At 72.0% G+C, this 26,743-nt stretch carries 26 protein-coding genes and 1 riboswitch; of the genes, 14 read left to right on the top strand and 12 right to left on the bottom strand.

What is annotated here, in order from left to right; genetic code table 11:
* The first annotated feature begins 115 nt into the window (after window positions 1-115).
* The 3 genes from trpB to Van01_RS14210 are packed head-to-tail and all read left to right on the top strand — an operon-like array spanning window position 116 to window position 2,902.
* On the top strand, window positions 116-1,315 hold the full coding sequence (gene trpB, locus Van01_RS14220) for a tryptophan synthase subunit beta (RefSeq protein WP_204006940.1): 1,200 nt from the start codon (window positions 116-118) through the stop codon (window positions 1,313-1,315).
* Window positions 1,312-2,118 (top strand): tryptophan synthase subunit alpha, encoded by an 807-nt coding sequence (gene trpA / locus Van01_RS14215; RefSeq protein WP_239099071.1) that lies wholly within the window; start codon window positions 1,312-1,314, stop codon window positions 2,116-2,118. Before trpB ends, trpA begins: the two co-directional genes overlap by 4 nt.
* 16 nt (window positions 2,119-2,134) lie before the next feature.
* Complete coding sequence (locus Van01_RS14210; RefSeq protein WP_204006938.1) at window positions 2,135-2,902, top strand: GntR family transcriptional regulator; 768 nt, start codon at window positions 2,135-2,137, stop codon at window positions 2,900-2,902.
* Here the strand turns inward: Van01_RS14210 and Van01_RS14205 are convergent.
* From Van01_RS14205 to pseB, 6 genes are read right to left on the bottom strand one after another with little or no spacing between them, the layout of a single operon-like run.
* Complete coding sequence (locus Van01_RS14205) at window positions 2,867-3,922, bottom strand: PseG/SpsG family protein (protein ID WP_204007210.1); 1,056 nt, start codon at window positions 3,920-3,922, stop codon at window positions 2,867-2,869. The genes Van01_RS14210 and Van01_RS14205 overlap by 36 nt on opposite strands.
* On the bottom strand, window positions 3,919-4,653 hold the full coding sequence (locus Van01_RS14200; RefSeq protein WP_204006936.1) for a cytidylyltransferase domain-containing protein: 735 nt from the start codon (window positions 4,651-4,653) through the stop codon (window positions 3,919-3,921). Before Van01_RS14200 ends, Van01_RS14205 begins: the two co-directional genes overlap by 4 nt.
* Complete coding sequence (locus tag Van01_RS14195; RefSeq protein ID WP_204006934.1) at window positions 4,650-6,482, bottom strand: amino acid adenylation domain-containing protein; 1,833 nt, start codon at window positions 6,480-6,482, stop codon at window positions 4,650-4,652. The genes Van01_RS14200 and Van01_RS14195 overlap by 4 nt, the downstream gene beginning before the upstream one ends.
* A complete protein-coding gene (locus Van01_RS14190; RefSeq protein WP_204006932.1) occupies window positions 6,479-7,315 on the bottom strand; it encodes a hypothetical protein in 837 nt (278 codons plus the stop codon). The genes Van01_RS14195 and Van01_RS14190 overlap by 4 nt, the downstream gene beginning before the upstream one ends.
* Before the next feature lie 11 nt (window positions 7,316-7,326).
* On the bottom strand, window positions 7,327-8,484 hold the full coding sequence (locus Van01_RS14185; protein WP_204006930.1) for a DegT/DnrJ/EryC1/StrS family aminotransferase: 1,158 nt from the start codon (window positions 8,482-8,484) through the stop codon (window positions 7,327-7,329).
* Window positions 8,481-9,464: a UDP-N-acetylglucosamine 4,6-dehydratase (inverting) gene (pseB, locus tag Van01_RS14180; RefSeq protein ID WP_204006928.1), complete on the bottom strand. Its 984-nt coding sequence runs from the start codon at window positions 9,462-9,464 to the stop codon at window positions 8,481-8,483. The genes Van01_RS14185 and pseB overlap by 4 nt, the downstream gene beginning before the upstream one ends.
* A gap of 264 nt (window positions 9,465-9,728) precedes the next feature.
* Here pseB and Van01_RS14175 point away from each other — a divergent pair, with 264 nt between their 5' ends.
* Window positions 9,729-11,489, top strand: coding sequence for a glycosyltransferase family 39 protein (locus Van01_RS14175; RefSeq protein ID WP_204006918.1), 1,761 nt, complete (start codon window positions 9,729-9,731; stop codon window positions 11,487-11,489).
* Window positions 11,490-11,562: 73 nt separating this feature from the next.
* On the opposite strand, the gene Van01_RS14170 is transcribed toward Van01_RS14175, so the two are convergent.
* A complete protein-coding gene (locus Van01_RS14170; RefSeq protein WP_239099070.1) occupies window positions 11,563-12,090 on the bottom strand; it encodes a GNAT family N-acetyltransferase in 528 nt (175 codons plus the stop codon).
* Window positions 12,091-12,150: 60 nt separating this feature from the next.
* Between Van01_RS14170 and Van01_RS14165 the strand changes: the two genes are divergently transcribed.
* From Van01_RS14165 to Van01_RS14150, 4 genes are read left to right on the top strand one after another with little or no spacing between them, the layout of a single operon-like run.
* On the top strand, window positions 12,151-12,402 hold the full coding sequence (locus tag Van01_RS14165; RefSeq protein WP_093403117.1) for an acyl carrier protein: 252 nt from the start codon (window positions 12,151-12,153) through the stop codon (window positions 12,400-12,402).
* Window positions 12,399-13,652 (top strand): AMP-binding protein, encoded by a 1,254-nt coding sequence (locus tag Van01_RS14160; RefSeq protein ID WP_204006916.1) that lies wholly within the window; start codon window positions 12,399-12,401, stop codon window positions 13,650-13,652. Before Van01_RS14165 ends, Van01_RS14160 begins: the two co-directional genes overlap by 4 nt.
* Window positions 13,645-14,403 (top strand): SDR family NAD(P)-dependent oxidoreductase, encoded by a 759-nt coding sequence (locus Van01_RS14155; RefSeq protein ID WP_204006914.1) that lies wholly within the window; start codon window positions 13,645-13,647, stop codon window positions 14,401-14,403. Before Van01_RS14160 ends, Van01_RS14155 begins: the two co-directional genes overlap by 8 nt.
* Window positions 14,387-14,899 (top strand): hypothetical protein, encoded by a 513-nt coding sequence (locus Van01_RS14150; protein ID WP_204006912.1) that lies wholly within the window; start codon window positions 14,387-14,389, stop codon window positions 14,897-14,899. Before Van01_RS14155 ends, Van01_RS14150 begins: the two co-directional genes overlap by 17 nt.
* A 10-nt stretch (window positions 14,900-14,909) precedes the next feature.
* Here the strand turns inward: Van01_RS14150 and Van01_RS14145 are convergent, their stop codons facing one another.
* The 4 genes from Van01_RS14145 to Van01_RS14130 form a co-directional block, all read right to left on the bottom strand.
* The gene (locus Van01_RS14145; RefSeq protein ID WP_204006910.1) at window positions 14,910-15,857 is read right to left on the bottom strand and encodes a TerC family protein; all 948 of its coding nucleotides are present in this window, start codon (window positions 15,855-15,857) and stop codon (window positions 14,910-14,912) included.
* Between the two features lie 200 nt (window positions 15,858-16,057).
* Window positions 16,058-17,110 carry a pseudaminic acid synthase gene (gene pseI / locus Van01_RS14140; protein ID WP_204007206.1) on the bottom strand — a complete coding sequence of 351 codons (1,053 nt, stop codon included), beginning with the start codon at window positions 17,108-17,110 and terminating at the stop codon, window positions 16,058-16,060.
* Window positions 17,101-18,222, bottom strand: a complete 1,122-nt coding sequence (locus tag Van01_RS14135; RefSeq protein ID WP_204006909.1) for a glycosyltransferase family 2 protein — start codon at window positions 18,220-18,222, stop codon at window positions 17,101-17,103. The genes pseI and Van01_RS14135 overlap by 10 nt, the downstream gene beginning before the upstream one ends.
* A 109-nt stretch (window positions 18,223-18,331) precedes the next feature.
* Window positions 18,332-19,657 carry a polysaccharide pyruvyl transferase family protein gene (locus tag Van01_RS14130; protein WP_204006907.1) on the bottom strand — a complete coding sequence of 442 codons (1,326 nt, stop codon included), beginning with the start codon at window positions 19,655-19,657 and terminating at the stop codon, window positions 18,332-18,334.
* Window positions 19,658-19,910: 253 nt separating this feature from the next.
* Between Van01_RS14130 and Van01_RS14125 the strand changes: the two genes are divergently transcribed.
* The 6 genes from Van01_RS14125 to Van01_RS14100 all read left to right on the top strand — a co-directional run bounded on the left by Van01_RS14125 (window position 19,911) and on the right by Van01_RS14100 (window position 25,790).
* Window positions 19,911-21,173 (top strand): acyltransferase family protein, encoded by a 1,263-nt coding sequence (locus Van01_RS14125; protein WP_204006905.1) that lies wholly within the window; start codon window positions 19,911-19,913, stop codon window positions 21,171-21,173.
* A gap of 94 nt (window positions 21,174-21,267) precedes the next feature.
* A complete protein-coding gene (locus tag Van01_RS14120; RefSeq protein WP_204006903.1) occupies window positions 21,268-21,708 on the top strand; it encodes a hypothetical protein in 441 nt (146 codons plus the stop codon).
* A 153-nt stretch (window positions 21,709-21,861) separates the two neighbouring features.
* A complete protein-coding gene (locus tag Van01_RS14115) occupies window positions 21,862-22,620 on the top strand; it encodes a hypothetical protein (protein WP_204006901.1) in 759 nt (252 codons plus the stop codon).
* Between the two features lie 278 nt (window positions 22,621-22,898).
* Window positions 22,899-23,039, top strand: a riboswitch (cyclic di-AMP (ydaO/yuaA leader).
* 224 nt (window positions 23,040-23,263) lie between these two features.
* The gene (locus Van01_RS14110; RefSeq protein ID WP_204006899.1) at window positions 23,264-24,145 is read left to right on the top strand and encodes a C39 family peptidase; all 882 of its coding nucleotides are present in this window, start codon (window positions 23,264-23,266) and stop codon (window positions 24,143-24,145) included.
* Window positions 24,146-24,615: 470 nt separating this feature from the next.
* A complete protein-coding gene (locus Van01_RS14105; RefSeq protein WP_204006897.1) occupies window positions 24,616-25,425 on the top strand; it encodes a class I SAM-dependent methyltransferase in 810 nt (269 codons plus the stop codon).
* A gap of 29 nt (window positions 25,426-25,454) precedes the next feature.
* A complete protein-coding gene (locus Van01_RS14100; RefSeq protein WP_204006895.1) occupies window positions 25,455-25,790 on the top strand; it encodes a DUF952 domain-containing protein in 336 nt (111 codons plus the stop codon).
* A gap of 113 nt (window positions 25,791-25,903) precedes the next feature.
* Here Van01_RS14100 and Van01_RS14095 read toward each other — a convergent pair whose 3' ends face one another.
* Entirely contained in the window at window positions 25,904-26,554 is a 651-nt protein-coding gene (locus Van01_RS14095) for a DUF4360 domain-containing protein (protein WP_239099069.1), read from the bottom strand.
* Window positions 26,555-26,743 lie beyond the last annotated feature (189 nt).

Genomic DNA, 26,743 nt, shown 5'->3' with positions numbered 1-26,743 from the left:
GTGGGTGGGCAGGGGCGAGCCGAAGGAGACGTTGGCACCCCGGCGAAGCCTTGCGCGCCCCTCACAGGCTGTTCTATAACTCTAGACAGCAGTTATAGAACAGTTGGAGGTTGCCATGGAAGCTCTGGCACTGCGGGCGCCGACCGCCGCGCCGGTGGCCGGTCGGTTCGGGCGGCACGGTGGCCGGTACGTGCCCGAGCCGCTGATACCCGCGTGTGCGGAGGTGGAGGCGGCGTTCACCGAGGCGTGGGCGGATCCGGGCTTCCGGGGCGAGCTGGCGCGGCTGCTGTCGAGGTACGCCGGCCGGCCGACGCCGCTGACGTCGGCGTCGCGGCTCTCGGCCGAACTCGGCGTGACGGTGCTGCTCAAGCGGGAGGACCTCGCGCACACCGGCTCGCACAAGATCAACAATGTGCTCGGGCAGGCGTTGCTGGCCCGGCGGATGGGCAAGCGGCGGCTGATCGCCGAAACCGGCGCGGGGATGCACGGCGTCGCCACCGCCACCGCCGGTGCCCTGCTCGGCCTGCCGGTGACGGTGTTCATGGGCGAGCGGGACGTCGAGCGGCAGGCGCACAACGTGTTCCGGATGCGGCTGCTCGGCGCGCAGGTCGTGCCGGTGCGATCGGGCAGCCGGACCCTCAAGGACGCCACGAGCGAGGCGATGCGCCACTGGGTCGGCGTCACCGAGGACGCCTACTACTGCGTGGGCTCGGTGATCGGGCCGCACCCGTACCCGTGGATGGTGCGCGAGTTGCAGGCGGTCATCGGGCAGGAGGCCCGACACCAGTGCGCCGAGCAGCTGTCCACAGGCACACCGGACCAGGTGGTCGCCTGCGTCGGCGGTGGCTCCAACGCCGCCGGCACCTTCGCCGGCTTCGTCGACACACCGGCACGGCTGGTGGGGGTCGAGGCGGCGGGCGGTGCCAGCGCGGCGCGGGGTGAGGTCGGCGTGCTGCACGGATTCCAGTCGCTGTTCCTGCAGGACGAGCAGGGCCAGATCCGCGAGGCGCATTCCGTCGCGGCCGGCCTGGACTACCCGGGAGTCGGGCCGGAGCACGCCCACCTGCGCGACCTCGGCCGGGCCGAGTACGTCACCGCCTCCGACGAGGAGGCGCTGGCGGCGGCGGTCCGGCTGGCCCGCGCCGAGGGCATCGTCCCGGCGATCGAGTCGGCGCACGCGCTCGCCTGGGTCGTCCGGGCCGCCGGAACGGCCGAGCTGCCCACCGGCGGCAGTGTGCTCGTCACCCTCTCCGGGCGCGGCGACAAGGACATCCCGACGCTCATGACGTACCTGAATGACGAGGAGACGCGGTGACCATCCTGGAGACCCGGCTGCGGCTGCGGCGCGACAGTGGACGCAAGCTGCTCATGCCCTACCTCACCGGGGGCGTCACCCCGGACTGGACCGACCACCTGCGCGCCCTGGCCGACGCCGGAGCGGACGCGATCGAGGTCGGCATCCCCTTCTCCGACCCCACCCTCGACGGCGTCACCATCCAGGAGGCGTCCGACGTCGCGCTCGCCCGGGGCGCCACCACCGCCGGCATCCTCGCCGACCTGTCCAGAAGCCGGATCGAGGTGCCGGTCGTCGTCAGCACGTACGCCAATCTCGCCCTGCGGGGCGGTGCGGACCGGTTCTGCCGGGCCCTCGCCGAGGCGGGCGTGCGGGGCCTGATCGTGCCCGACCTGCCGCTCGAGGAGGCCGGATCGACGGGCGCGGCAGCGCGGGCCGCGAACGTCGACCTCGCGTTGCTGGCCTCGCCCGCCACCCCACCACGGCGACTGCGGGAGATCGCCGAGCGCAGCCGCGGCTTCGTCTACGCGGTCTCCCTGATGGGAATCACAGGCGAACGGGAGCACCTCGCCACCTCGGCCGCCGGGCTGGCGCGGCGCCTGCGGGGCGTCACCGACCGGCCCGTATTCTTGGGGTTCGGCATCTCGACACCGGCGCAGGCGGCTGCCGCGGCGCGGGACGCCGACGGTGTCATCGTCGGCGCGGCGCTGATGCGGCGCCTGCTCGACGGCGCGGACCCGGCGGCGACCGCCGGATTCGTCAGGTCGCTGCGGGCGGCGCTGGACGGTGTGCCGGCAGCGGCACCGGCGGACGCCGGAGGTTAGGGGGCGGGGCGGCGGCATGGCTACCGGGCAGGACGCGCCTGCGGCACGGTACCGCACCATCGCCGCGGACCTCGCCGCCAAGATCCGTGCCGGGGACTACCGGCCCGGCGAGGCGCTGCCCTCCCAGCGTGATCTCAGCGCCGCCTACGGCGTCACCCTGATGACGCTGCGGCAGGCGCTGCGGCAGCTCAGTGACGAGGGTCTGATCGAGCAGCAGCCCGGTCGGGGCACCTTCGTCGCCCCGCCCCACCTGGCCTACCGGCTCGGCTCGCTGCGCAGCTTCGCCGACGACCTGCGGGATCAGGGCCACGAGGTACGGACCACAGTCGTCGCCCGCGCGGTGCGCCGGCTGCCCGCGCGGATCGCCGGGGCGCTGCGAGCCAGCCCGGCCGACTCGGGGCTGCGGCTGGAACGGGTCCGCGCGTTCGCCGGACGCCGCGCCGTGCACCAGGTCTCCTGGGTACGCGCAGCACACGCCGACGGACTGCGCGAGGTGGACTTCACCGCGACCTCCCTGTACGAGGCGCTCGCGGCCCGGGGTGTCTCGGTGGCCCGGGCGACCGAGACGATCCGGCCCGGCATCCTCGAACCGGCGCTGGCGGCCCACCTCGACGACGCGCCGGGTGCCGCCGTGCTGATCAGTGACCGGACCACCTACACGCTTGACGGCATCGCCGTCATCGCCGACCGGGCGACGATCCTCGGCAGCATGATGGAGATCAACACTGACCGGGCCGCGCGTGGCCTGTCACTGCACTGGGGAGCCAGCCGCGACGTGTCGTAGCGCGTCCAGTACCGCGTCGACCACCCGTTCCCGTCCTCGTCCGTCCACTGCCGCCCAGGCTCGGGCGGACAGCGCCGCCCGTCGTGACCCGTCGTCCAGCAGTCCCGCCAGGGTGTGCGCGGCGGCGCGCGCCGCCGCCGCGTCGCCGGCCAGCGCGGGCAGCTCGCCGAGCCCGGCGGCCAGACCGGCCGCCACCACCCGGTGGTACGACTCGCGCTGGTTGTCCACCACGCAGACGAGCGCCGACGGCGCACCGAGGCAGCACAGTTCCCAGGTGGACGTGCCGGCCGCGCTGACCACCAGGTCCGCTGCGGCGATCAGGGCGGGCAGCGTACCTGTGGGTGGCACCGGCAGCAGCGACTGCCCCGGCCCCGGGGTCAACCGAGCCAGCCGCTCGGCCAGCTCCGGCCGGCCGACCACGACCGTGAGTTCCATCGGCCGGCCGGTGGAGAGCAGCACCTCGGTCAGCACCGGCGCCGCGCCGACCGCGTCGGTGCCGCCGAAGAAGGCGAGCACCGAGGGGGGCCGCACCGCCACCGCCGGGCGGGGGGCCGCCGGCCGAGCGGCCAGCACACCCGCCCGCAGCAGGGCGTACCCGCTGCCGGCGAGCAGCCGGCCCGCCGGCACCGCCAGGTCGGTGGCGAAGTTCTGGTCCAGGTAGAGGTCGGCGTCCTGTCCCCGGGTGTCCCCGTCGACGATGGCCAGGGTCAGCACCCCGGCGGCCCGCAGCGCGCCGGCTCCGGCCGGATCCAGTTCGTACGAGTCGAGCACCAGCACGTCGAGGCGGTGCCGGCGGGCCGTGGCGACCAGCTCGTCCGGGGTGTCCGGGCCGGGGTGCAGCGGGATGCCCCGGGCGGTGAGCTGGTCGGCCGCCCAGCCGACACCGTCGACGGTGCCGAAGACCTCGACCGTGGCGCCCCGGCCCTGGAACTCCTCTCCGAGGGCGAGACAACGGACCAGGTGCCCGACACCTCGCGACGGCCCGGCGTCGCAGCGCAGTCCGACGCGTACCGTGCTCAGCGCTCCTCCAACCGCTTCTGCCGGACGTCGGCGTTGAGCGCGCGCAGCGCCGGCTGCCCGTCCAGCCAGTCGGCGAGCTTGGCCAGCGGCACGCTGACGTCACCGAAGTGGTCGGCCACCGCGCGGACCAGCTCCCAGTCGCGCGTGGTGTCGAGAGTGAGGCGTAGCTGCGAACGGTCCGGGGTGAGGGTCACCCCGAGCACCCGGAACACCTCCGGATGCGCGTACGCGTACGAGGTCACGTGCACCCGGTGGTGCTCGGTGGCGAGCCGGTCGACGGTACGCAACGCGTCCGCCCGGATGATCTCGACGTCCAGCCCCCGGGGGAGGGTACGGGCGATGGAGGTGCTGGCGTAGTCCAGCCCCGGCACGGCGCGGTACACCGAGGCGACCAGGCTGACGATCTCCGGGTCCAGCAGCGGACAGTCGGCGGTGAACCGCATGACCGCCTCGGCGGGATGGGCGTCGAGGGCACCGACGAAGCGGGTCAGCACGTCGTCGACCGGGCCCCGGTGGCAGGCGACGCCGAGCCGTTCGCACTCGGCGACGACCGCGTCGTCGCTGGCGTCGCTGCTTGTCGCCACCACCAGGTCGGCGAGCACGCCGCTGTCCTGGGCGGCCCGGACCACCCGGCCGAGCACGCTGCGTCCGGCAAGCGGGCGCAGCACCTTGCCGGGCAGTCGGGACGAGCCCATCCGCGCCTGCACGATGCCGACGATCCGGTCGGTCACTTCTGTCCTCCCTGCTTCGAGGCGATGGCGGCACGGGCCCGGCGTTTGGCGGCGCGGGCGCCGCGCTTGGCCATCCGGGCCGGGGTGATGGCCAGCCGCCCGACCTTGTAGCTCAGCGAACCGCTCAGCAAGTTGATCTTCGCTTCGGCCCGGCGTAGCGCGCGTTCCCGCGAGGTGAGCAGGTTCTCGGTCCACCTGAGCAGCGCCGTCAGCCGGGTGTTCTCCTCCCGCTGGCGCAGCCACGCCTCGCGAAGCTGCTGGTAGCTGCGGGGGCCCGGCGGCGGGTCGGTAGGGGTGGCCGCCGTCTCCGTCTGCATCGCGGCCTCGACGACGGCCCGGTCGAGGTCGCGTCCGGCCACTCCGGCGAGCACCACGGTGAGCCCCGGCACGTCAAGTGTGGAGGTCCACGGGTGGGCGTATCCGCCGGTCAGCAGCTCGGTGGCGAAGCGTCCCAGGGCCCGGGCCAGCACCACGTCGACAGGTGACGGTGCGTCGGCCCGCCAGCCCCGGTCGAGCACCCCCCAGCGGTCACCGTCGACGACCAGGCTGTCCACCCCGGCCAGGGCCACCGCACCGGTGAGCCGTCCCTGCTCGGCCTGGCCGTCGAGCCAGTCGGCGTAGCCACGCAGCAGCCGGCGCAGCAGCGCCGTGTCGCGGCGCAGACATCCGTCGAGCAGCAGGCTGCGCAGCAGACGCCCGTCGGGCACCGGGCCGTCCGGGGCAGCCGGATCGAGGTGGGCCAGCGCCCGGCCGGCGTACGGTGCGTCGGCCGAGGAGCTGGGCACGGCGATGCCGGTACGGTGCCAGTGCCAGCCCTGCGGCCCGTGGAGTACCTCGACGACGGTGCCGCCCGCCGCCGGGTCGGCGACGAACGCCACAGGCAGCGGGGCGGGCCCGCCGAGCCCGGGTGCCGGGTTCTCCGGCCGGTCGACGCGCGGCAGCGGGCGGGCCGCGTCGCCGGTGTCGTCGGGCTCGTCGTCAGGGTCGTCGTCGGGGTCGGTCAGGTCGGCGGCCGGCCGTCGGGCCAGGACCAGCCAGGACGGGGCCAGGTCGGCGGCGCGGCCGGCGTGCAGGGCGTCCACGGCCAGCCGGGCCGGATCGGCGAGCACGAACCGGCCGGCGTACCCGTCGGTGCAGGCGGCGTGCAGCACCGCGTCGAACAGTCCGCTCGTGGTGTGCCGGGCAAGCTCGTCGACGGCCAGCAGCGCGGTGGTCAGGTCGGTCCGGGGGTAGCCGGCATAGCAGGAGCCGGCCCGCATCCCGGCGCTGGCCAGCCGTTCGCGTACCTGCTCCAGGTTGGCCGGGCGGGCGGAGTCGAGCACCCCGCCGACCGTCCACTCGGCATCGTCCCGACCGGCGTACCAGCTCCCGGCGGCGACCAGGCGGTGCAGGCCGATCGGGTTGTCCAGGCGCAGCAGCAGGTCACCGCCGGGACGCACAGCCGCCACCAGGCGGGCCAGCAGCCCGTCCCAGCCGAGCCGCTCACCCTCGACGGACTCGACAGCGTCCAGCCCGGCACCGGCGATCACCACGTCGTACTCCTCGCCGGCGGGCAGGCCGTGCGGGCCGGCCACCAGCACCCGGTCCACCCGGCCGGCGACCACCGCCGCGTCCGGGTAACCGCGCAGCAGGCAGGTGAGTCGAGCGTGGGCCAGCGCGTCGAGCAGCGCCGGGCCGTGCGGTCCGGCCAGCAGCACCCGGGCCCCGGCCGGCACCAGGCGGGCGGCCAGCGCCGCGAGGGGGCCGTCGCCGGCTGGGTCCGTCCGGTCGGACCAGGCGAGCATCTCGCCGCCGGGCAGCGTCACCGCTGACGCCGTCTCGGTTGTCACGTCGTCTCCTCCTGCGGGTACGCCCACCCCAGCAGCTCCCGCAGCGCGGCGGGCGGGTGGCGGTGGTCGGTGCCCAGTTCGGCGTGGGCGATCGCGACGGCGGTCGGCAGGTGCACCTGTTCGCCGTGCAGCTGCGGCCACTGCCGGCGGATGCGGGCGGTGCCGCCGAAAGTCGGGTCCTCGTCGGCAAGCACCATCGGGTCGCCGTACACCGCCGGTTCGCAGCCGGCCGCGACGCCGTAGAAGATGGCGCTTGTCAGCCGGTTGGACGCGACCCGGCGGTGCCGGCGCAGCTCGGCGAGCTGGTGGTCCAGGAACTGCGGGTCGGTGTCTTTCCACCAGTGCCCGCGGTAGCCGTGGCAGATGACCCGGAAGCCGGCGTTCTCGTAGAGCCGGCGTACCCGCCGCATCCGGTGCTCGTGCCAGTACAGGCAGACGGTGACCGGGCCGGGCTCGGTGTCCCGGATGCGGGCGATCAGTTCCTTGTGGTCACCCTTGACGTGCTGGCCCTCCCAGCCGTGGAACGGGTACCAGATGGTGCCCTCCCGGTCCGGCGGGGACTTCTCCTCCGGCTGCATGGCCAGCAGGTAGACGAAGGGTGCCCCGATCACCGTGACGTTGCGTCGCCCGACCGACCAGGCCCGCCGCCGGGTCTGCTCCGACCAGAGCAGACTCGGCGTGCGCTCCGCGTACGGGTGGCCGGGGGCCAGACCGTCGCCGATGTTCCAGCCGTGCTGGACGTACCCGTTGATCCGGGGCGGATGGCCGTCACCCAGACCCGCGTAGCGGGCCAGCACGTGGGCGTGACCGTAGAAGTGGTTCGCGTGGTGCATCGGGGATTCCCTCAGGCGGCGGGCCGGAGCGAGACGCCGCGCAGGGCCGCAGCCAACGCGTCGATGACGCGGTCCTGGTCGGCGTCGCGCAGTCCAGGGTAGAGCGGCAGCGACAACTGCTGGGCGTAGAAGGCTTCCGACACCGGACAACTGCCCCGCCGGTAGCCGAGATCGGCGAAGGCCGGGTGCCAGTGCGCGGGGATGTAGTTGACCTGGACACCGATCCCGGCCGCGCGCATCCGCTCGTAGATCTCGCGGCGGCGGCCGTCGAGGACCCGGATCGGGTACAGGTGCCAGGCCGGTGCCGCCCACTGCCGCCGACCGGGAACGAGCACGCCGGGCAGGTCCGCGAGGGCCGCGTCGTAGCGGGCCACCAGTTCGGCGCGGCGGGCGAGGAAGTCACCGAGCCGACGCAACTGGCTGCGGCCGAGCGCGCACAGCACGTCCGGCAGCCGGTAGTTCAGGCCGAACTCGTGCACCTCCTGGTGCCAGCCGCCCTCGTCCGGCCAGCGCAGCTCGTCGGGTTCCCGGACCAGCCCGATGTTGCGGAACCGGCGGGCCCGCTTGAGCAACTCCGGGTCGGTGGTGGCGACCGCGCCGCCCTCGGCGGTGGTCAGGTTCTTCGTCGGAAAGAACGAGAACGTGGTCAGATCGGCGAGCGATCCCACCGGCCGGCCCCGGTAGGTGGCACCTATCGAGTGGGCCGCGTCGGCGAGCAGCAGCGCGTCGCTGCCGTCGAGCGCGGTGCGCAGCGCGTCGTAGTCGGCCGGGTGGCCGGCGTAGTCCACAGCGGCGACGACAGTCGTCCGCTCGGTGGTCGCCTCGGCCACCGCCGCCGGGTCCAGGGTGAACGTTTCCTCCGTCACGTCGGCGAAGACGACCCGCGCGCCGAGGGCGACAGCGCTGCTGGCGGTGGCCACGAATGTCATCGGCGGCACGATCACCTCGTCGCCGGGGCCGACACCGGCGGCGGCGTACGCCACGTGCAGCGCGGCGGTGCCGTTGGAGACCGTCGCCACCCCGGCCCCACCGGCCCACGCCGAGATGTCCGCTTCGAACGCGGCGACCTCCGGGCCGGTGGTGAGCCAGTCGCTGCGCAGGGCGGCGACCACCGCGGCCACGTCGTCGTCGGTGACCGACTGCCGCCCGTACGGGAGAAAAGACGTCATGCCGCGATGCCGAGCATCTCACGCAGCTGGGGCACGGTGAGCCAGTCGTCGTTGGTGTCCGACTGGTACGCGAAGCCGTCCGCCACCGGCTCACAGTCGACGGGCGGCTGGTAGCCCCAGGTGGCGATCGTCGGCTGCACGATGAACCGGTCCTTGGCGATGAGCGTCCGGCGGCTGTCGTCCGGAGCGATCATCTCCTCGTGCAGCTTCTCGCCGGGACGGATGCCGATCTCGTGGGTGGTGGCGTCCGGGGCGACCGCCTCGACCAGATCCAGGATGCGCATGCTCGGGATGCGGGGGACGAACAGCTCGCCGCCCTGCATCTGGTCGAACGAGTCGATGACGAACTGCACAGCCTGGTCGAGGGTGATCCAGAAGCGGGTCATCCGCTTGTCCGTGATCGGCAGGCTCCTACCTTCGGCGGCGAGCCGGCGGAACAGCGGCACCACCGAGCCGCGGCTGCCGACCACGTTGCCGTAGCGCACCACCGCGAAGCGGGTCGGGTGCTGTGCCGCGTAGTGGTTGGCGGAGATGAACAGCTTGTCGCCGACCAGCTTCGTCGCGCCGTACAGGTTGATCGGGCTGGACGCCTTGTCGGTGGAGAGGGCCACCACCTTCTTCACGCCCGCCTCGATCGCCGCGTCCACCACGTGCTGCGAGCCGGTGATGTTCGTGGCGATGAACTCCGACGGGTTGTACTCCGCGGTGTCGACCTGCTTGAGGGCGGCGGCGTGCACGACGTGGTCGACGCCGTGCATGGCCCGGGTCAGCCGGTGCCGGTCCCGGATGTCGCCGATGAACCAGCGCAGCCGGGGGTCATCGCCGAGCTGCTGGCGCAGCTCGTACTGCTTGAGCTCGTCACGGGAGAAAACCACCACCCGGGCCGGATCGGTCTCGGCGAGTAGGTGCCGCAGGAAGGTCCTGCCGAAGGAACCCGTTCCCCCGGTGACGAGGATGGACGATCCGTTCAGCTCGCTCAACTGGTGCTCCCGTGTGTGTCGGATTCGCGGTCGGCCTCGGCCGGCCGGGTGGGAACGCTAAACGCGGCGGGTTAACGGTCCCGAGCCCTGCGGTTAACCACGTGCCGTGCGGCGGTGAATGGCGAGCACCCGGTTGGCGAACACCTGCCGTCGTCGCGGCGTGCCCGCCGACCTGCGTCGACCAGGTCGTTAGGGTCTCGACCCGACCGGGCACCGGGGCGCGTCCGACCGAGGCTGCGGCCCGGACGCGTCAGGGGAGGGACGATGACCATCGAGGCCGAGGCGACCCGAGCCGACGACACCGGCGGGTCGGCGGACCCGCGTGGATCTGCGTCGCCCGACCGTCGACGTCTGTTGCTGCCCCTGCTGCTGGTCGGCGGCTGGCTGCTCGGGACCGCCTGGCGGATCTGGTTGGCCCGGCACGCCAGCATGCCGTTCGCGCACACCGACGAGGACAGCTACCTCAACACCGCCCGTGCCCTGGTCGGCGGTCCGGGCGGCTTCAGCAGTGAGAACGAGACACTGCGCCGGATCGGCTATCCGCTGCTGATCGCACCGGCCTTCCTCCTCGACCGGGACTTCCTCGACACCTACCTGGCTGTACGGGTGATCAACGCGGCGTTGAACGCGACGGTCCTGCCGTTGGCGTACCTGCTCGGTCGCCGGCTGCTGGGACTGCGGCCCGGCCCGGCCCTGGCGGCGGCGGCCGGCGCGGCCACGCTGCCGGCGGTGGCCTTCCACGCCACGGTGGCGATGACCGACGCGGTACTCGGACCCCTGCTGCTGGCCTGGTTGCTCGCCGTGCACCGGCTGGTCGAGCGGCCCGGTCCGGCAAGCGCGGCGCTCTGCGGTGCCCTCGCGGGCGCGACGCATCTGGTGCACTCGCGCGGAGTGGTGATCGTCGCCGGATCCGCGCTGCTGGTCCTGGCGCTCGTGGTCCGCCGTCGGCTGGGCCCGGCGGGGCTGCTGGCGGCGGTGCTGCCGGTGCTGGCCGCCGCGCTCGGCAACGAGGTGGGTGTGCGGCTGCTCGGCGAGACGGTGCACCTGCTCGGTGAACCGGCCGGTGGCAACGTCGTGCGGGCGGTCACCTCGGTCCGGGGACTGTCGCAGGTGCTGGCATCCGTCGGCACGCAGCTCTGGTACCTGGTGGTCGTCACCTTCGGGCTGGCCGGGCTGGCCGGTGCCGAGGCGGTGGTCCGGCTGTGCCGTCGCAGTGGTGGTGCCGCCGGGTGGACGTCCGGCGTGGCGCTGCTCAGCACCGTCGGGGTCGCCGTCGGTGCGGAGCTCGTCCTGGCCGGCGTGCCGGACCGGGTGCCGGACGCCATCTACGCCCGGTACGTGCAGATGTTCGCCCCGTTCTGGCTGCTTGTCGGCATCGGGGTGCTGTTCGGTACGGCGTACCGTCCGCTGCTGCGGCGGGCCGCGGTGGCGGTGCTGCTGCTTGCGGTCGGCGGCGTACTGATCCGGCTTCGCCTGGACCGCGCGGAGGCCGAGGGCACGCCGTTGCGCTGGGGCGGGTTCAGCGCGCCGGATCTGGTGGCGCTGACCGACGGATGGCGACAGATGCGGCCCCTGGTCGGGTCCGCGATCGGGATCGCCGGCTGCCTGCTGCTCGTGCTCGTGCTCGCGATCCGCCACCGGGCCGTGGGTACCCGCCTGTTGGCGGTGCTGCTCACGGCGTTGGTGGTGGCCAACGTGGCGACCATGCAGGTGCTCGCGTGGCGGCTGATCCGTCCGCTGGCAGTGGCCGGCACGCCGATGCCCAGCGTGCCCGAGCTGGGGATCCGGCCACCGGAACGGGTCGCCGCCTCCACAGGCGTGCCCTACCAGCTCAGGTTCAACCTCAGCCACCAGGTCACCTGGACCGAGGTGCGCTGGTTCGGTGACCGGCCGCCGGCACACGCCCAGGTGGTCTTCGCGCGCTGGGCGCCCGGCGAACCCGACGACTGGGACGGTGCCCGACACGGATTCGTCCGGCTGGGCGGCGACCCGGAGCGGAAGTGGGCCGGCTGGCGGCGGCGGTGACCACGGCCTTCCGGAATCGACGGAAACCCTACCCGTCGACTACGTGAACAATGCGTGGACAAAATGCCAAGAATCAGCGAACGCGACGGTTGGCGCGCTCCAGGGAAATGGGGATGACCGTGATTTCCCGACCGTCGTGCGTTTCCTGGCGACCGGGCCCCTCGACAAAACGGAGACGACTGTTCATCTGGCGCACCACCGTGTTGTGGGCCAGCACCTCACCGTCGAGCCGGTCGAGGTCCAGCACGTCGAAGGCGTGGTCGACCGCCTCCCGCATCACCTCCAGCCAGGCGGGCAGCGTCTCACCCCGCTCGGCCAGCCCCTCGGCGTCCAGGTAGAAACCCCACCCGCCGGTACGCGGGCCGGACAACCGCAGGTCGAAGTAGGTGACCGCACCGCTGGGCACCCCGTCGCGCAGGTAGGTCAGCACCCGACGGGTGGGGTCCTGGCGCACCGCCGACCACCACCGTCGGTGCTCCTCGGCGGTGATGACGTGACTGGTCTTGCTGACCTGTCGGTTGATTTCCTGATTACGCCAGGACAACATCAGGTTAACGTCGTCCTCGGTGGCGTCACGCAACACGTACCGCTCGCTTTCCACTCCGTTTACCTCGTCACCGGGCACCCTAATCACGATTCACCTGGCTGTACACTCCGCCGCATGAAGGAATTGAGTCGGGCGCAGATTCGCGACCTCATGGGCGAGGTTCTCAAGAACCAGGGCAAGGCGTTGCCCGCCGACGACGCCGCCGACCTGCGCGAGGTTGGTTTCCGGTCGCTGGACTTCTCCGAGTTGGCGCTGCGCGTCGAGGACGCCACGGGGGAGGAGTTGAACTTCGACGCACCCGGGCTGCGCCGGATCGCCACGGTCGGGGACGTGCTGGACTTCCTCGTCGAGTTGCAGCGGCAGTGAGCGTCGAGACCGCCTCGCCGGCCCCCGCACAGCCGGCGGGGGCGGACAACCGGATCGTCGTCGACGGTGCCGTGCTGACCTGGCGTGACCTGCCGGAGCTGACCCTGCCGGAGCCCGTCGCCGCGCTCGCCCACTCGGCCCGGTACGCGCTAGCGGCCGCCCGGCACCACGCCGTGCACGGCACCGAACTACTGCTCAGCACGGCCAGCCGGGTCGACGCGGTGCTGCGCGAGGAACTACGCGCCGCCGGGTTCGCGGTGGCCGAACTGGGTCCCGGCACGGCCGGGGACGGCGCGACGCCAGGTGCCCGGGCCGCCGAGCCCGGCCGCCTGTGGCTGCTGACCTCGGGCTCCACCGGTCGGCCCAAGCGGGTGGGGCACACCCTCGAATCCCTGACCACCGTCCGGGGCGAGCAGCCCGCCCGGACCTGGCTCTGCCCGTACGCCCCCGGCACGTACGCCTGGTGGCAGGTGGTCACGCTGTCGCTGACCCAGCCGGGGCAGAACCTGGTGGTGGTGGAGCCGGACCAGCTCGACGACTGGCCGGCGCTGGCGGCCGAGCACGGTGTGGACGCCGCCTCCGGTACGCCCACCTTCTGGCGGCGCGCCCTGCACCGCGATCCGGCCGGGCTGGCCCGGGTGCCGCTGCGTCAGCTGACCCTCGGTGGCGAACCTGTCGACCAGACGATCCTGGACCGGCTGCGGGAGGTGTTCCCGACCGCCCGGATCTCCTGGATCTACGCCTCCTCCGAGGTCGGCGCGGCCATCGTGGTGCACGACGGGCGGGCCGGATTCCCGGTCCAGTGGCTGGACCGGGCGGCGCCGGGCCGCCCCACCATCGGGGTGCGCGACGGGGAGCTGGTGATCACCTCGCCGTACCACGGTGCCGGGCTGGACGGTCCGGTCCGCACCGGTGACCGGGCGCAGCTCGTCGACGACCGGGTGCTGATCACCGGCCGGCTCGACGCGGACGAGATAAACGTCGGCGGCAGCAAGGTCTCCGCCGGTGTGGTCCGCGACGTGCTGACCGCGAACCCGCAGGTGGCCTGGGCGCGGGTGACCGGCCGGCGTGCCCCGCTGCTCGGCCACATGGTCGTCGCCGAGGTGGTACCGATCGGCGCCGGCACCGTGCTGGACGAGGCGACGTTGGTCCGCTGGTGCGCCGACCAGCTGCCCGAGTACGCGGTCCCGCGGCGGATCCGCGTGCTTACCGAGATTCCCGTCAAGGAGACCCTGAAGAGCGATGTCTGACCCCACCACCCCCGCCCAGCCCGTGCCGCCCAGCTCCGTGGTGCTCGTCTCCGGCGGCTCCCGCGGCCTCGGCCTGGCCATCGTCACCGACCTGCTCGAATCGGGCCTGAAGGTGGCCGCCTTCGCCCGTACCGTCACCCCTGAGCTGGCCAAGCTCGCCGGCGCTCATCCGGAGCGGGCGCACGTCGGCCCGGTCGACGTCACCGACCTCGCCGCGGCGCAGGCGTTCGTCCGGGCGGCCGAGGAGCGGCTCGGCCCGATCGACGGCGTGGTGAACAACGCGGCTGTCGGGCAGGACTCGCTGCACGTGCACACCGCCACCACGGACATCGCCCGGATCATCGAGACCAACCTGACCGCGCCGTTGCAGCTCACCCGGCTGGCGATCCGGCGGATGCTGGCCCAGGGTCGGCGCGGACGGATCGTCAACATCACCTCGATCTGCGCGCAGCGCGGCTTTCCGGGCCTGGTGGCGTACTCCGCCACCAAGGGCGGGATGGACGCGGCGACCCGCTCGCTGGCCCGGGAACTGGGCGGGCGGGTGCTCGTCAACGCGGTCGCCCCGGGCTTCTTCGCCTCGGAGATGTCGGCGGTGCTCGGCCAGACCCAGCTCGACCAGATCGTGCGTCGCACGCCGACCGGTCACCTGACCGAGCCGGTGGAGGTGGTGCCTGTGGTGCGGCTGCTGCTGCGTGACCAGACGAACATCAACGGCCAGGTCATCGTGGTCGACGGTGCCGCCTCGATCTGATCCGCCGCACCCGTTGTCCCGCACCGTCGACGGGGCGGGACAACGGGTGTCCGCCCTGCTCGCCGCCGCGCAACGACATCTGCGGGTGGCCCCGGTGGCCGAGTCGGGCGACGCCGTCACCCGCAGCCACCTCGACGACGGGCGTTGTGTCGGCTGGTACGCCCCGCCGGTACCCGGCTGGCGGGTGGCCATCGACGCCGAGCGCGCCGACGCCGCGCCCCCGGTCGCGCTTGCCGGCCGGTTCGGGTCCACCGACTTCTGGGGCCGGTGGACCCGCGTCGAGTGTCTGGCCAAACTCGCCGACGTGCCGGTGGCGACCTGGTGGCATCGGCACGGTCTGGAGGTGCCGCCCGGCACCGCCTGGCTGTGGCGCACCATGCCGCTGGCGGACCTGGTGGTCACCGTCGCCTTCACCCCGACCGACCGCGTGGGCCGGCAGAGCGTCGGCCGGGAGCTGCGCGGTTTCCCCGATGTTGCCGTGTCCGGCCCCGGCTGAGACCGCACCATCAGCGACGTTGTGCGGGCTCCGGCGTTTCCGACCCGGCGCTGGTGCTGCGCAGGCTCCAGGCGATCGACACCGCGATCGTCGCCATGATGACGCCCAGGGTCACCGGGATGGGCAGCTTGCCGACCGGGGTCTCGGACAGGATCAGTTTGACCCCGGCGAAGGCCAGCAGGACGGCCAGGCCGTAGTGCAGGTGCACGAAACGGCGCAGTAGCCCGGCGAGGCAGAAGTACAGGCTGCGCAGTCCGAGGATCGCGAACGCGTTGGCGGTCCAGACGATGAACGTGCTCGTGGTGATGGCCAGGATCGCCGCCACCGAGTCGATCGCGAAGATCAGGTCGGTGGTCTCGACCGCGATCAGGACCACGAACAGCAGGGTGGCGACCCGCTTGCCGTCGATCCGGACGAAGAACCGGTCGCCGTGGTACGCCGGGTCGGTCGGCAGGATCCGGCGTACCAGGCGCACCACCAGGTTGCGGTCCGGATCGGTCTGCTCGCCGTGGCGGAACGCCATCTTGTAGGCGGTGTAGACGAGGAACGCGCCGAACAGGTACGCGGTCCAGAAGAACCTGTCAAGCAGCTCCGCGCCGACGAAGATGAACACGAACCGGAACACCAGCGCGCCGATGACGCCCCAGAACAGGACCTTGTGCTGGTACGCGGCGGGGACCGCGAAGTACGTGAAGATCAGCGCGAAGACGAAGACGTTGTCGATGGACAGCGCCTTCTCCATCAGGTAGCCGGCGAAGTAGGTGCCGGCCACGTCACCGCCCTGCCACACCCACAGGAGCACGCCGAACAGCAGACCGGCGGCGATCCAGATGCCGGACCAGGTGGCGGCCTCGCGGAAACCGATGACGTGGTTGTCGCGGTGCAGGAACAGGTCGACGGCGAGCATCACGGCGATGGCCAGCATCAGCAGGGCCCAGACCCACCAGGAGACAGACACCGGCAAGACCTCTCGTCCGGCCGGGCCACGCCGGGCCCGGCACTGCTGGACGAAGGTCTCCCCGTCCACCGGCGTGGTGACCGCGTCACCGGGGCCCCGGATGGGCCGGGCCCGTACTGACGGCGACGCGCGTTACGTCGGGTACTCCCCCTCGAACTGCGTACCAGTATTCACGAAGTGTGCTTCGTTAGTCAAGGGCCTCAGATCAGGTCCCAGGTGAGCGCGGTGCCGCGCGCCACGTCGGCGGTGAAGCGGCGGCCCAGCACCCTGTCGATCTCCACCGGAGGCAGCCCGCCGGCCGGCCGGATCGAGCGGACGTTGCGCACCGTCACCTCGTCGCCGGCGCGCACGTCCGCCACCACGTACAGCGAACGCCGGAAGCGCAGGCCCTCCTGTTCGGCCGGGGTGGGCCCGACCGCCGTGCCGCCCAGCGCCGCGTACGCCCGCTCGGACTCGACCACCAGGGCGGCCAGCTCGGTGGGGTTCAGGGAGAAGTCGGAGTCCACGCCGCCGTCGGCGCGGTCCAGCGTCACGTGCTTCTCGATGAAGCAGGCGCCGAGGGCCACCGAGGCGACGGGTACACCGATGCCCGGCGTGTGGTCGGACAGTCCCACAGGTACGCCGAAGGCGTCGGCAAGCACCGGGATGCGGCGCAGGTTGCTGTCCGCGGGCGGTGCCGGGTAGGAGGCGGTGCAGGCCAACAGGATGATCCCGCTCGCGCCACCGTCGCGGGCGGTGCGTACCGCGGCGTCGATCTCGGCGAGGGTGGCCATCCCGGTCGAGATGACAATCGGTTTGCCGGTCGCCGCGACCAACCGGATCAGCGGCAGGTCGACAAGCTCCGACGAGGCGATCTTGTACGCCGGCGCGTCGAGATCCTCCAACAGTTCCACAGCGGTGGCGTCGAACGGGGAGGAGAAGACCGTCAGCCCCTGGGCGCGGGCCCGCTCGAAGATCGGCCGGTGCCACTCGTACGGCGTGTGCGCCTTCTCGTAGAGCCGGTACAGGTTCTCCCCGCCCCACAGCTCGTGCCCGCCGGAGATGCGGAAGTCCGGGGTGTCCACGTCGATGGTGATGGTGTCCGGCCGGTACGTCTGGAGCTTCAGCGCGTGCGCGCCACTGGCCGCCACGGCATCCACGATGGACAGTGCGCGGTCGAGGTCTCCGTTGTGGTTGCCGGACATCTCGGCCACCACGAAGGGGCGCTCTCCGGTGCCGACCAGGTGCGACCCGATCTTGAACGTCATTCCGATCCGTTTCCGTGCGTGCTTACCAATGTGTGGTCCCGTGTCGGGCTTCCCGGTGTCGGCTGCACCCCGCCAACGGGCACCCCGCCGCTGCTGCCGCGCACCCGGCCGGCGAGCCGGTGCGCCCGCCGCAGCGCCGCGTACGCCAGGTAGCTGTCGCGGCCGACAAGTCGGTGCTTGAGTCCCGACACCCCGCCCGGCCGGGGGTAGCCGCCGCTGGGCAGGTACGTGCGGTAGTGCGCGGCGACCCGACGGAAGAACTCCCGGCGCAGGTGCGGATGCAGCCGGTCGTCGTTGCCCACCACCACCAGGAAGTGGTTGACCATCAGGTCGAACAGTTCGGCGTGCCAGCGCCCGTCGGGATGCCGTTGGCGCAGCCAGGCGAAAAGGCGGTCGTACTGTTCGAAGGAGTCGAAGTGCCGACCGCTGCGCGTCGAGGTGATCGCGCCCTGGCGGCCCTGACGGTACAGATAACAGACCCGGTCCAGCACGCTTATCCGCTCCGCGCCGATCAGCAGCGGGTGGCTGAACGGGATGTCCTCGTACCAGCCGGGATGGAAGCGCAGGCCCAGCTCGGCCATGAACTCCCGGCGTACCACCTTGTTCCAGGCGGTGTGCTGCACCCGCAGCAGGTGCGGTCGGTCGGCCAGCCGCACCACGCCGGGGGTGCCGCGCAGCAGCCGGCTGCTGGCGTCCACCTCCTCGCGCCCGCACTCGTGCACCCGCAGGTGGTCGACCATCATCACGTCGGGGCGGTCACTGCGCAGCCGGTCCAGCACGGCCGGGATCGTCCCGGCCGGCAACCAGTCGTCGCTGTCGACGAACCACACGTACCGGCCGGTGGCCACGTCCAGGCCCGCGTTGCGGGCCGGCCCGAGGCCGACGTTGCGGTCCAGGTGCAGCACGCGCAGCGCAGGATGCTCGGCGGCGTACCCGCGCAGCAGGTCACCGCACCGGTCCGGTGAGGCGTCGTCGACGGCGACGACCTCCACAGGCGTCGCCTCGACGACCGGGATGTCGGCGTGGATGGAGTCCAGGCACTGGCGCAGGTACGCCTCGACGCGGTACACCGGCACGACGATGCTCAGCAGCGGCGTTGGCGTCGGCTCTGTGACCACCCGGAAACAATTGGCCACCCGGGTGGACAGACCTGGAACCTGACGTGACCGGCGACGGTTCAGTGATTGAACAGCCGGGCCCGATCAGGTTAACGGTTCAGGACGTGGCTCATCGGCTGAGGATGCGGCGTACCGGTGCCGGGACGGCCTTCTTGATCCGGGCCTTGAACCGGTCCGGGCGCTGCTGCTGGAGCTGCTCGCGAAGCTCGGCCTCCCGGTCGTACAGCCACTGGATCCGGTGCAGCAGCACCTCCGGCGAGGTCGCCAGCGCCGGACGCACGGCCGGCGGGAAGGTCGTCGCGCGGACCTGGGCGTCGAACGCCGCCGGGGGGTCCGCGTCGGCGAAGGCGTTGCCCAGGTCGTGCTTGGCGAGGAAGGCCAGCATGGTCTCGAAGCGCGCCTTGTGCCCGTTGATCATCCCGGAGTAGTCGGCCTCGTCGTACAACTGGGCGGCGTCGACGTCCTTCGGCACGTCCCGCATCACCCGGTGCGGGATCTCGAAGTACCTGGCAAGTTCCAGGGTGCGGGAGTCGTGGGCGAACAGGTAGCCGGGCGTGCCGGCCAGCAGGGAGACGATGGTGCCGTGGATGCGGGTACCGAAGTTGAAGTCGAAGCCGGTGAGGTAGTCGATCCACGTCCACGGGTCGACGAACATCCGCACCTTGTCCTCGGTGAACAGCGGATGCGAGGTGTGCAGCGGGATCGGGCTGGTCTTGCCCCGGTCCTCCGGCGCGTCGCCGTAGAGCAGGGTGCCCAGGGTCTTGAGGTCCTGCGGGATGTAGCGCAGGTTCGGGTAGCGCTGCTGATGCGACTGGATGATCTTCGCCATCGACTTCACGTACGGCGAGACGGTCAACGCGATCCGGTCGTCCGTGCCGAGCGCGGCCTTGCGCTTCTCCACCGGCAGGGTGTCGCCGTGCAGGAACATCGACGGGCAGCCGATCTCGTCGACGGCGGAGAAACCGAGCGTCCGCAGGTAGCTCGCGGTGATCTCGCCGCGTACCCCGATGCTGTGCGAGCGGTCGAGCACCGCGCGGCAGAAGCGGGTGACCGACTCGTCGATCGGTCGCAGGTACTCCCGGTCGCCGTCGACATTCGTCTGCACGCCCACGCCGAGCACCACGACCGGGATCTTCAGCCGCTCGATGAGGTTCGTCATCGCGTCGACCCGGTGTGCGTAGCTGCGTCGGAACGCGTTGGCCAGCGGTACCACGAACACGTCGTACTGCTCGTTGATCCGGTCCGCGGCGCGCGGGTTGACCACGAACCGGTTGGAGGTGATCTCGACGCCGGGTGCCCCCAGCAGCTTGTGCGCGGCGTGGCTGAACACCAGGTTGCCGACGTTGTCACCGATCAGGTTCCGGTCGAACGTCTCCTCCGGGGAGTTGACCTCGAAGGGCTCCTTGCGGGCTCGCATCAGGATCCGCTGGTGCATCGCTGGCTCTGCCTCTCGTCGGTGCGTCAGCCGCCACGCCCCGCCGGTCGGTCGGGTAACGGGGGGTGTCCCTGCCGGGTCTGGGAATAGTAGGCCACCAGACCGGCAGATGACACATGGTGGTGGTTCCGAGAGGTATGGCCTGGTTCGGGGTGGAGTGCCCCACCGGGTCGACAGGCCGCGAGGTCGACGCAGGGTGCCGGCCTGCCTACGCGGGCCAGGCGGAAGTCGGGCAGGTGGATAGGGTGCCCGGATGACCAGCACCACCACCGCCACCGCCGTCGACCGACCTACCTCCGGGGCCGGAAGTGGGCAGGCGAGTCGCCTGCCATCGCTGACCGGCCTGCGGTGGGTCGCCGCGATGCTGGTTTTCGGTTTCCACGTCGGCACCATGCGGATCATCGCCGATCCCGGCCCCCAGGCCGTGGTGGGCGAGATCTTCACCCTGGGCCTGTCCGGTGTGCAGTTCTTCTTCATCCTCAGCGGCTTCGTGCTGGTCTGGTCGATGCGCCCCGGCGCCTCCCGGCGTCGGTTCTGGCGACGTCGGTTCGCCAAGATCTATCCGAACCACGTGGTGCTGTGGGCGCTGGCCATGCTGGCGATGCTCTGGTTCGCCGACCCGATCAACCCGGTGGCCGCGCTGGAGAACCTCTTCCTGGTACAGGCGTGGGACCCCCGGCCGGGCTACTTCTACAGCATCAACAACGTCAGCTGGTCGCTCTCCTGCGAGCTGTTCTTCTACCTGTGCCTGCCGCTGGCGCTGCCGGCGGTGCGGCGGGCCCGGCCGTGGCTGCTGTGGGCCGTGGTGATCGCGGTGCCACTGCTGATCCTGGCGCTCTGGCCCGGTCAGGCGCTGGTGCCGGAGAACTATCGCTGGTGGTTCGCCCAGGTCTTCCCGCTGGTCCGCTCGCTGGAGTTCTGGATGGGTGTGGCCGCTGCCGAACTCATGCTGCGTGGCCGCTGGCGGGGCCCTCGGCTGCCCCTGGCGAGTCTGTTCTTCGTGCTGACCTGGGTGGCCGCCTCCCAGTGGATCCGGGCCGAGTTCTGGTCCGCGCTGCTGTCGGTGGCGTACGTCCTGGTCATCGCCGCGGCGGCGGACGCGGACGTGCACGGGCGGCGCTCGCCGCTGCGCTCCCGGCCGATGGTCTGGCTCGGCGAGGTCTCGTTCGCCTTCTACCTGGTGCACGTCTTTGTGATCATGACGATTCTCCGGTTGACAGGTGACTGGGGGACGGGCCTGCCCGGGTGGTGGGGCCCGCTCGCGGTGATCGGCTTCCTGCTGCTCACCCTGGGGCTGGCCGCACTGTTGCACAGGTACGTGGAGCAGCCGATGATGCGGCGCCTGGCACCGTCACGGCCGGCCCGAGCGGCGGGGCCGGGCGACGCGGCGCGACCCGGGGGACCGTCCACCGACGGGCTACCCCGACAGCGGACGCCACCCGACGGTACGGGTCCCGCCACGGCCACCGGACCGGCCCGTCCGTCCACCGGAGACAGTGCTTCCGCAGTGTCCTGACCTGCGATAAGCGGCGGTGACGGCGACGCGCCGGTCGGTACGACACGCCCGGTGGCTGGTGCGTCCGGGCGGTCGTGACGGGTAGCGTGGCGAGGTGCACTCCGCCGCGCCCACCCGTCCTCTGTGGTGGTTGGCGCGCTGGGCCGCGCGGCTGTTGACCGGGTTCGCGGTCGCCGCCGCCTTCACCCTCGGTGCCTGGGCACTGCCCGGCGAGGCGGCCCCGGCCGAGCAGCTCGCGGCCCCGCCGGTTGTGGCCGCCGCACCGCAGGCATCCGTCGAACGGGACCTGACCGCCCCCTTCGACCTCGCCGTCGTCCCCGACCTGGCCGCCACTCTGGGGCTGGTCGGCCCCGCGACGCCGACCGTGCGCGGAGTTGGTGACGCCGCCGACCTGGTCGGGGTGTCCGCGACGCAGCCGACCATCTCGGGCCGGCCCGGGCTGACGGCGCTCGGCACCGTCGCCGCGGCCACCACACCGACGCCCGCGGCCCGTGTCGACGGCGTCCAGGCGGCCCGCGCCCCACCGCACGCCTGATCGGCGACCTTCCGCCGCATCCGCCCGCCCGGTGGCGCACCGCGCCCCCGCATCCGCCAGCCCGCTGTCGCCCGCCAGGGCCGCGGCGCTTGCCGTGACGATCCGTTGCCGGTACGGCCACCGGCGTCGTACCGATCTTCCCGAGGTGTCGACATGGAGAAGACAGTTCTCTACCAGTTCCTGATCGAGGTGCCCCGCGCCGCCGCGATCTGGTCGGTCCTGCTGGTGCTCGCGTTCGGCGTACTCACCGTGCTCGTCGCGCGCCCCGAACCGTCCGGGCCGGTGGAGCAGCCCGCCGATCCGGACGCGGCCGGCGCCGCGATCGAGCAGGCCGACCTGCACCGATACGCCGGGGAGGTGGCGGTCGCGGCGGCCGGCGCGGCGCAGAACGCCGACCGGCGGCGTGCGGCATGGCGGGTCGCCCAGGCGGAACTCGACAGGGCCTGGGCCGCCTACGACGAGGCGGAGTCCGCCGCCCGTCGGCTGGCCGGCGTCACCGGGCTGCCGACCCCACGCACCCCCCGGACCCCGGCCGAGTACGCGGCCCGGGAACGCTGGCTGCGCCGAGCGGCGATGGCCGCCCACTGGCGTGGGGATCTGACCGCCCGGCAGCTCAGCGACGTGCTGGCGCGCCGGCCCGGCTGGGATCCCCGGCGTCACCCGGCCGAGCAGGAAGTGGTCCTCGCCCGGGTGGTACGCGACAACCGCCTGGCCGCCTACCGGTCGGCGGCCGAGCGGGAGCGTGACCTGTGGCGGGCGGCGGAACTGGCAGGGGAGGCGGCCCGCGCCCTCTCCGCCGAGGCGTACGCTGCCGCTGAGCGGCTCCGACCGGACCTGCTGCCCGCCCCCGGCCGGGCCGCCGTCAGGCGCTCCGGGCCGGTGCTGCGCTGGCGACCAGCCCGGCTCGGCTGAAATTCCGTGAGCTGGGTCACATGGGATGGAAATTCGGTCACTGCTCGTAGTTGATGCGATTACCGCAGCAAATTCCGTGGACATTGTCCACGAGCCGTCCGGTTGTCACCCGAAGGTGCCCGGAATGCCGTCGGTCCCATTGAGCGACGACAGTTCTCAGGTACCCGAAAATCGCCGCACTGGATCATGTTTAAGCAGCTCAGAGTGGGTTGGCTTCGAGGTGACCGACCAGTAGTGTCAGCCCGTCCGGTGCGGTAACCGATCGCAGGAAGCGACGCCGTACCGACCCGCTCAATCGTGATCTCACGAACCGGGGACCCACTGCACCACTGGGGTGAATCCGCGAGCCTCGGCCCGCGGTAGGGCGTCTTCCCGCCCGAATCCGTCAGCTAACCCGGTCGGCGGTGACGGAAGGAGTTCCAGCCCTCGTGCGGTTCGACGTGATCCCCCTGTTCCCCCGCCTCCACGGCACCGCGGTGCCCGTCCTCGCCGGCCTGACCGCCGCGAGCTGACCCGGTCATCGCCACCGCCCGGGTTTCCCGGGCGTACCCCTGAACGGCCCGTCCCGCTCACCCCGGGTGGTCGTCGGTGTCCTGACGCCGAGCTGACCGCCGGTGCCCGACGTGCCGTTCCCCCTCAGCCCGTGGAGGAATCCGTGAAGCACGCCCTCTCCCGCCGGCTCCGCCGGCTGGTCACCGAACGTCCCTACCAGATCGTTGCCGGCTCGGCCGTCGCGCTCGTCCTGGCCACCGGCACCGGTGCCGCGCTCGCCGGCACCGGCAACACCCCGGCCACCACACCTGCCGCTACCGCCGCCGCCGAACTGCGCGACGACGCCGCGGTGGCGCCGAGCCCGGTAGCGGTCGCGCCGTCGACCGCCACACCCAGCAGTGCCGCGCCGAGCAGTGCCGCACCGGCCAGTCCGGTGCCGGCCCGCGCCGCCGCGCCGTCGCCGAAGCCCAGCTCGGCCACCCCGGACCCGGACCTGACGAGCAAGAAGGCGGCACCGAAGCCGCCCACGTCGAAGGTCCTCGAGTACGACCACCAGGCCCAGATCAACGGCTACTACTGCGGTCCCGCCGCAGTACGCAACGCGCTGAGCGCCGCCGGTGTCACGCGTAGCCAGGACGCCCTGGCCAGCCAGCTCGGCACCACCTTCGCCGGCACCAACTCGGCCGAGGACACCACCCGCGTCCTCAACGCCGTCGTCAAGGGCGACCCGTACGAGACCACGATGATCCGTGGCGGTGCGGCCACCCCGGCCCAGATGGACCAGCTCCAGGCGGATGTCGTCGCCGCCGTCACCGACGGACGGGGCGTCGTGGTGAACGTCGCCGGCACCGCCACCGACACCGACGGTCGCTGGCACTCCTTCCCCGGCGGGCACTACGTCGCCGTGGTCGGCTACCAGGACTCCGGTCGGCTGGTGAAGATCGCCGACTCGGCCGACGCCTCGTACCCGTCGTACTGGCTCAGCACCATCGACCTCGCCAACTGGGCCGCCACCCGCGGCTACTCGGCCTGATCACGCCTGTCCCACGGCACACGGATGCCCTCGGCCAACCGGCCGAGGGCTTCCGTGTCGGGTACGTCAGGCGTACCTGCCGTGCTGCCGCGCCGACGGGCAGCCCTGGCCCTGCGGTCAGGCCCGGCTGCCGCTGCGGGTCGCGTACGACGGGAACCTGCCCGGCCTGTCCATCTACCTCGCCGGCCTGATGTACGAGGCGATGCGCGACCTCTACCGCCTCAACCCGCACGAGGGCCCGACACCCACCACCCTCTTCATAGCCTGGACCCGCCGCCCACCTAGCGCGCCCTGTCGCCGCCCAGCACGAGAACCCGAGATCTTGGAAAGTTTCCGTTTTTCGCGAACGGGAACTTTCCAAGATCTCGGAGGTTCAGCCACTGCGCGAGGGGCGATCGGTGAGGGGTGGGGCGATGGGCGACGATCACCTGTGACATCGACCGCGTCTGACACCTGTGCGAGGGGACATCATGGGGGAGCAGGAACCGTACGCGGGGCTGGCCACCACGTTCGACACGGCCGCGGAGCTGTACGAGCAGGCCCGCCCGGGCTATCCGGAGCGGCTGTTCGCCGACCTGGCCGCGACGACCGGCCTGACGAGCGGGTCGGCCAGGGTGCTGGAGATCGGCACGGGCACCGGCCAGGCCACCCGTGGTCTGCTCGCGCGTGGCTGGCAGGTGGTAAGCCTGGAACCGGGACGCGAACTGGCCACTGTGGCGCGTCGCGTGCTCGCCGGCCGGGGTGACGTACGCGTCGTGGGGTCGCCGTTCGAGTGGTGGGAGGCGGGCGACCTGGCGCCGTTCGACCTCGTCTTCGCCGCGACGTCGTGGCACTGGCTGGACCCGGCTGTCGCTTACCGCCGGGCCGCCGAACTGCTGCGCCCCGGTGGGCACCTGGCGATCGTCGCCACCGAGCACGTCTCGCCACCCGACGGCGACGACTTCTTCCGGCGGGTCGAGCGGATCTACGACGAGGTCGGCATGGGCGACGGGCAGGGTGGCCCGAAGCCACCCGAGGCGATCGTGGCCCCCGACGTGGCGGCGATGGCGGGCAGTGGGTTCTTCGACCAACCGACCGTGCACCGGTACCAGTGGAGCCGCGACTACACCGCCGAGGAGTATCTGAGCCTGCTCTCCACCTACTCCGGCCATATCGCCGCCTCGCCCGGGCAGCGGCGGACGTTGTTCGACGGGATCCGGGAGATGATCGCCGCGCGTCCGGCCGGGACGGTACGCAAGCACTACCTGAACACCCTCCAGATCGCCGCACGCCTCGACTGACGGCAGTTCCCTTCTGGCAGCATGGCGACGTGCTGATCTACAAGATCCTGCTGCCGGGCGAATGGGCCGAGTTCCAGGCCGCGGGCCGGTTCGACGGTTCACCGTTCGATCGGGACAGCGGCTTCATCCACTGCTCGTCGCGATCCCAACTGCCCGCCACGGCGGCGCGGGTCTTCGGCGACCAGCCGCAACTTGTCGTCGTCGCGCTCGACACGTCGCTGCTCGGTGGGGTGCTGCGATGGGAGGACGCCCCGAACGGCGGCCCGTTCCCACACGTCTACGCGGCACTGCCGGCGGCAGCGGTTCGCGGGGTCCACGAGGTCGCCGGTGCGGCCCGGGTGGACGAGGAGGTTCCGGTGGCATGACTGGGTGCGTTCGTTGTCGCGGGGGCGACAACAAACGCACCGAGAACCGGCGGGCGGGTCGTCCACCGCGCCCGCCGGGTGGCTCGACGTCGTGGTGAGGCCGGATCAGGGCGTCAGCACCGTTCCCACTTGAGATTGAACAGGGTGTCGACGTCGCCCTCGGTCGTGGTCATCGACATGCTGGCGATCGAGCTGGCGGTGCCGGCGTCCACTCTCAGCTCGGTGTTGACGTTGAGCACCCGTTGCTGTCCGCAGGGCGTGTAGACAAGCACGGGTGCGATGTCCGAGGTGCCCCAGAAGCCGTTGTAGGGCCCGGTGAAGGTGGCGTCGGTGCGGCTGGTCTCGGATGAGCCCTGCCAGTAGTAACTCGTCCGCTGGCGACCTGTCGCGCCGGTGGGGATCCGGGCCCGGCCCCGGTAGTCGGCCGCGGCGACGGCGATGGTCCAGCCTGCCGGCACGTTGACGAGCACGCCGAGCTGGCAGTTCCTGCGGCTGTCGGTGACGTCCACGCCCCGACCGGCCGAGGCGACGAAGTCGTGGTACCGGATGCGGAAGCCGGTGTTGTCGGGATAGGGCACCACCCGGGCGGTGCCGGGTGCGCAGCCGGAGCCGTTGGCGGCCACCACCTCGACGGTGATCTCGCTTTCCGGGGCAGTTGTGGATTCGGCGGGGGCGGCGTGGGCCGGTGCGGACAGGGACAGCGCGAGAACCGTGCCGAGTACGGCGAAGATTCCGTTTCTCGCGCCGACGAGGTTCTTTGTCATTCCGTTCCTCTCGGATGCAGTAGATGGTCACCGAATTCAACGCGTGTTTCTTCGCCGAACGGCCCGTCGGGTGCTCGTCCGTCAGCCCAATGCTTGAGGTGGTGGTGAGCACTAGGGCGGTGTTCTGCGAGAGGATGCTAGCGATGTGGGACGAGGCCCGCAAGCATCAGCCTACGTCTATGTGATCGA

It is taken from the genome of Micromonospora andamanensis (assembly GCF_016863495.1).
In the GTDB taxonomy this organism is placed as follows: Bacteria; Actinomycetota; Actinomycetes; order Mycobacteriales; family Micromonosporaceae; genus Micromonospora; species Micromonospora andamanensis.
The sequence above is the reverse complement of the archived record's forward strand: the minus strand, read 5'-3'. Positions and strand labels throughout refer to the sequence as shown.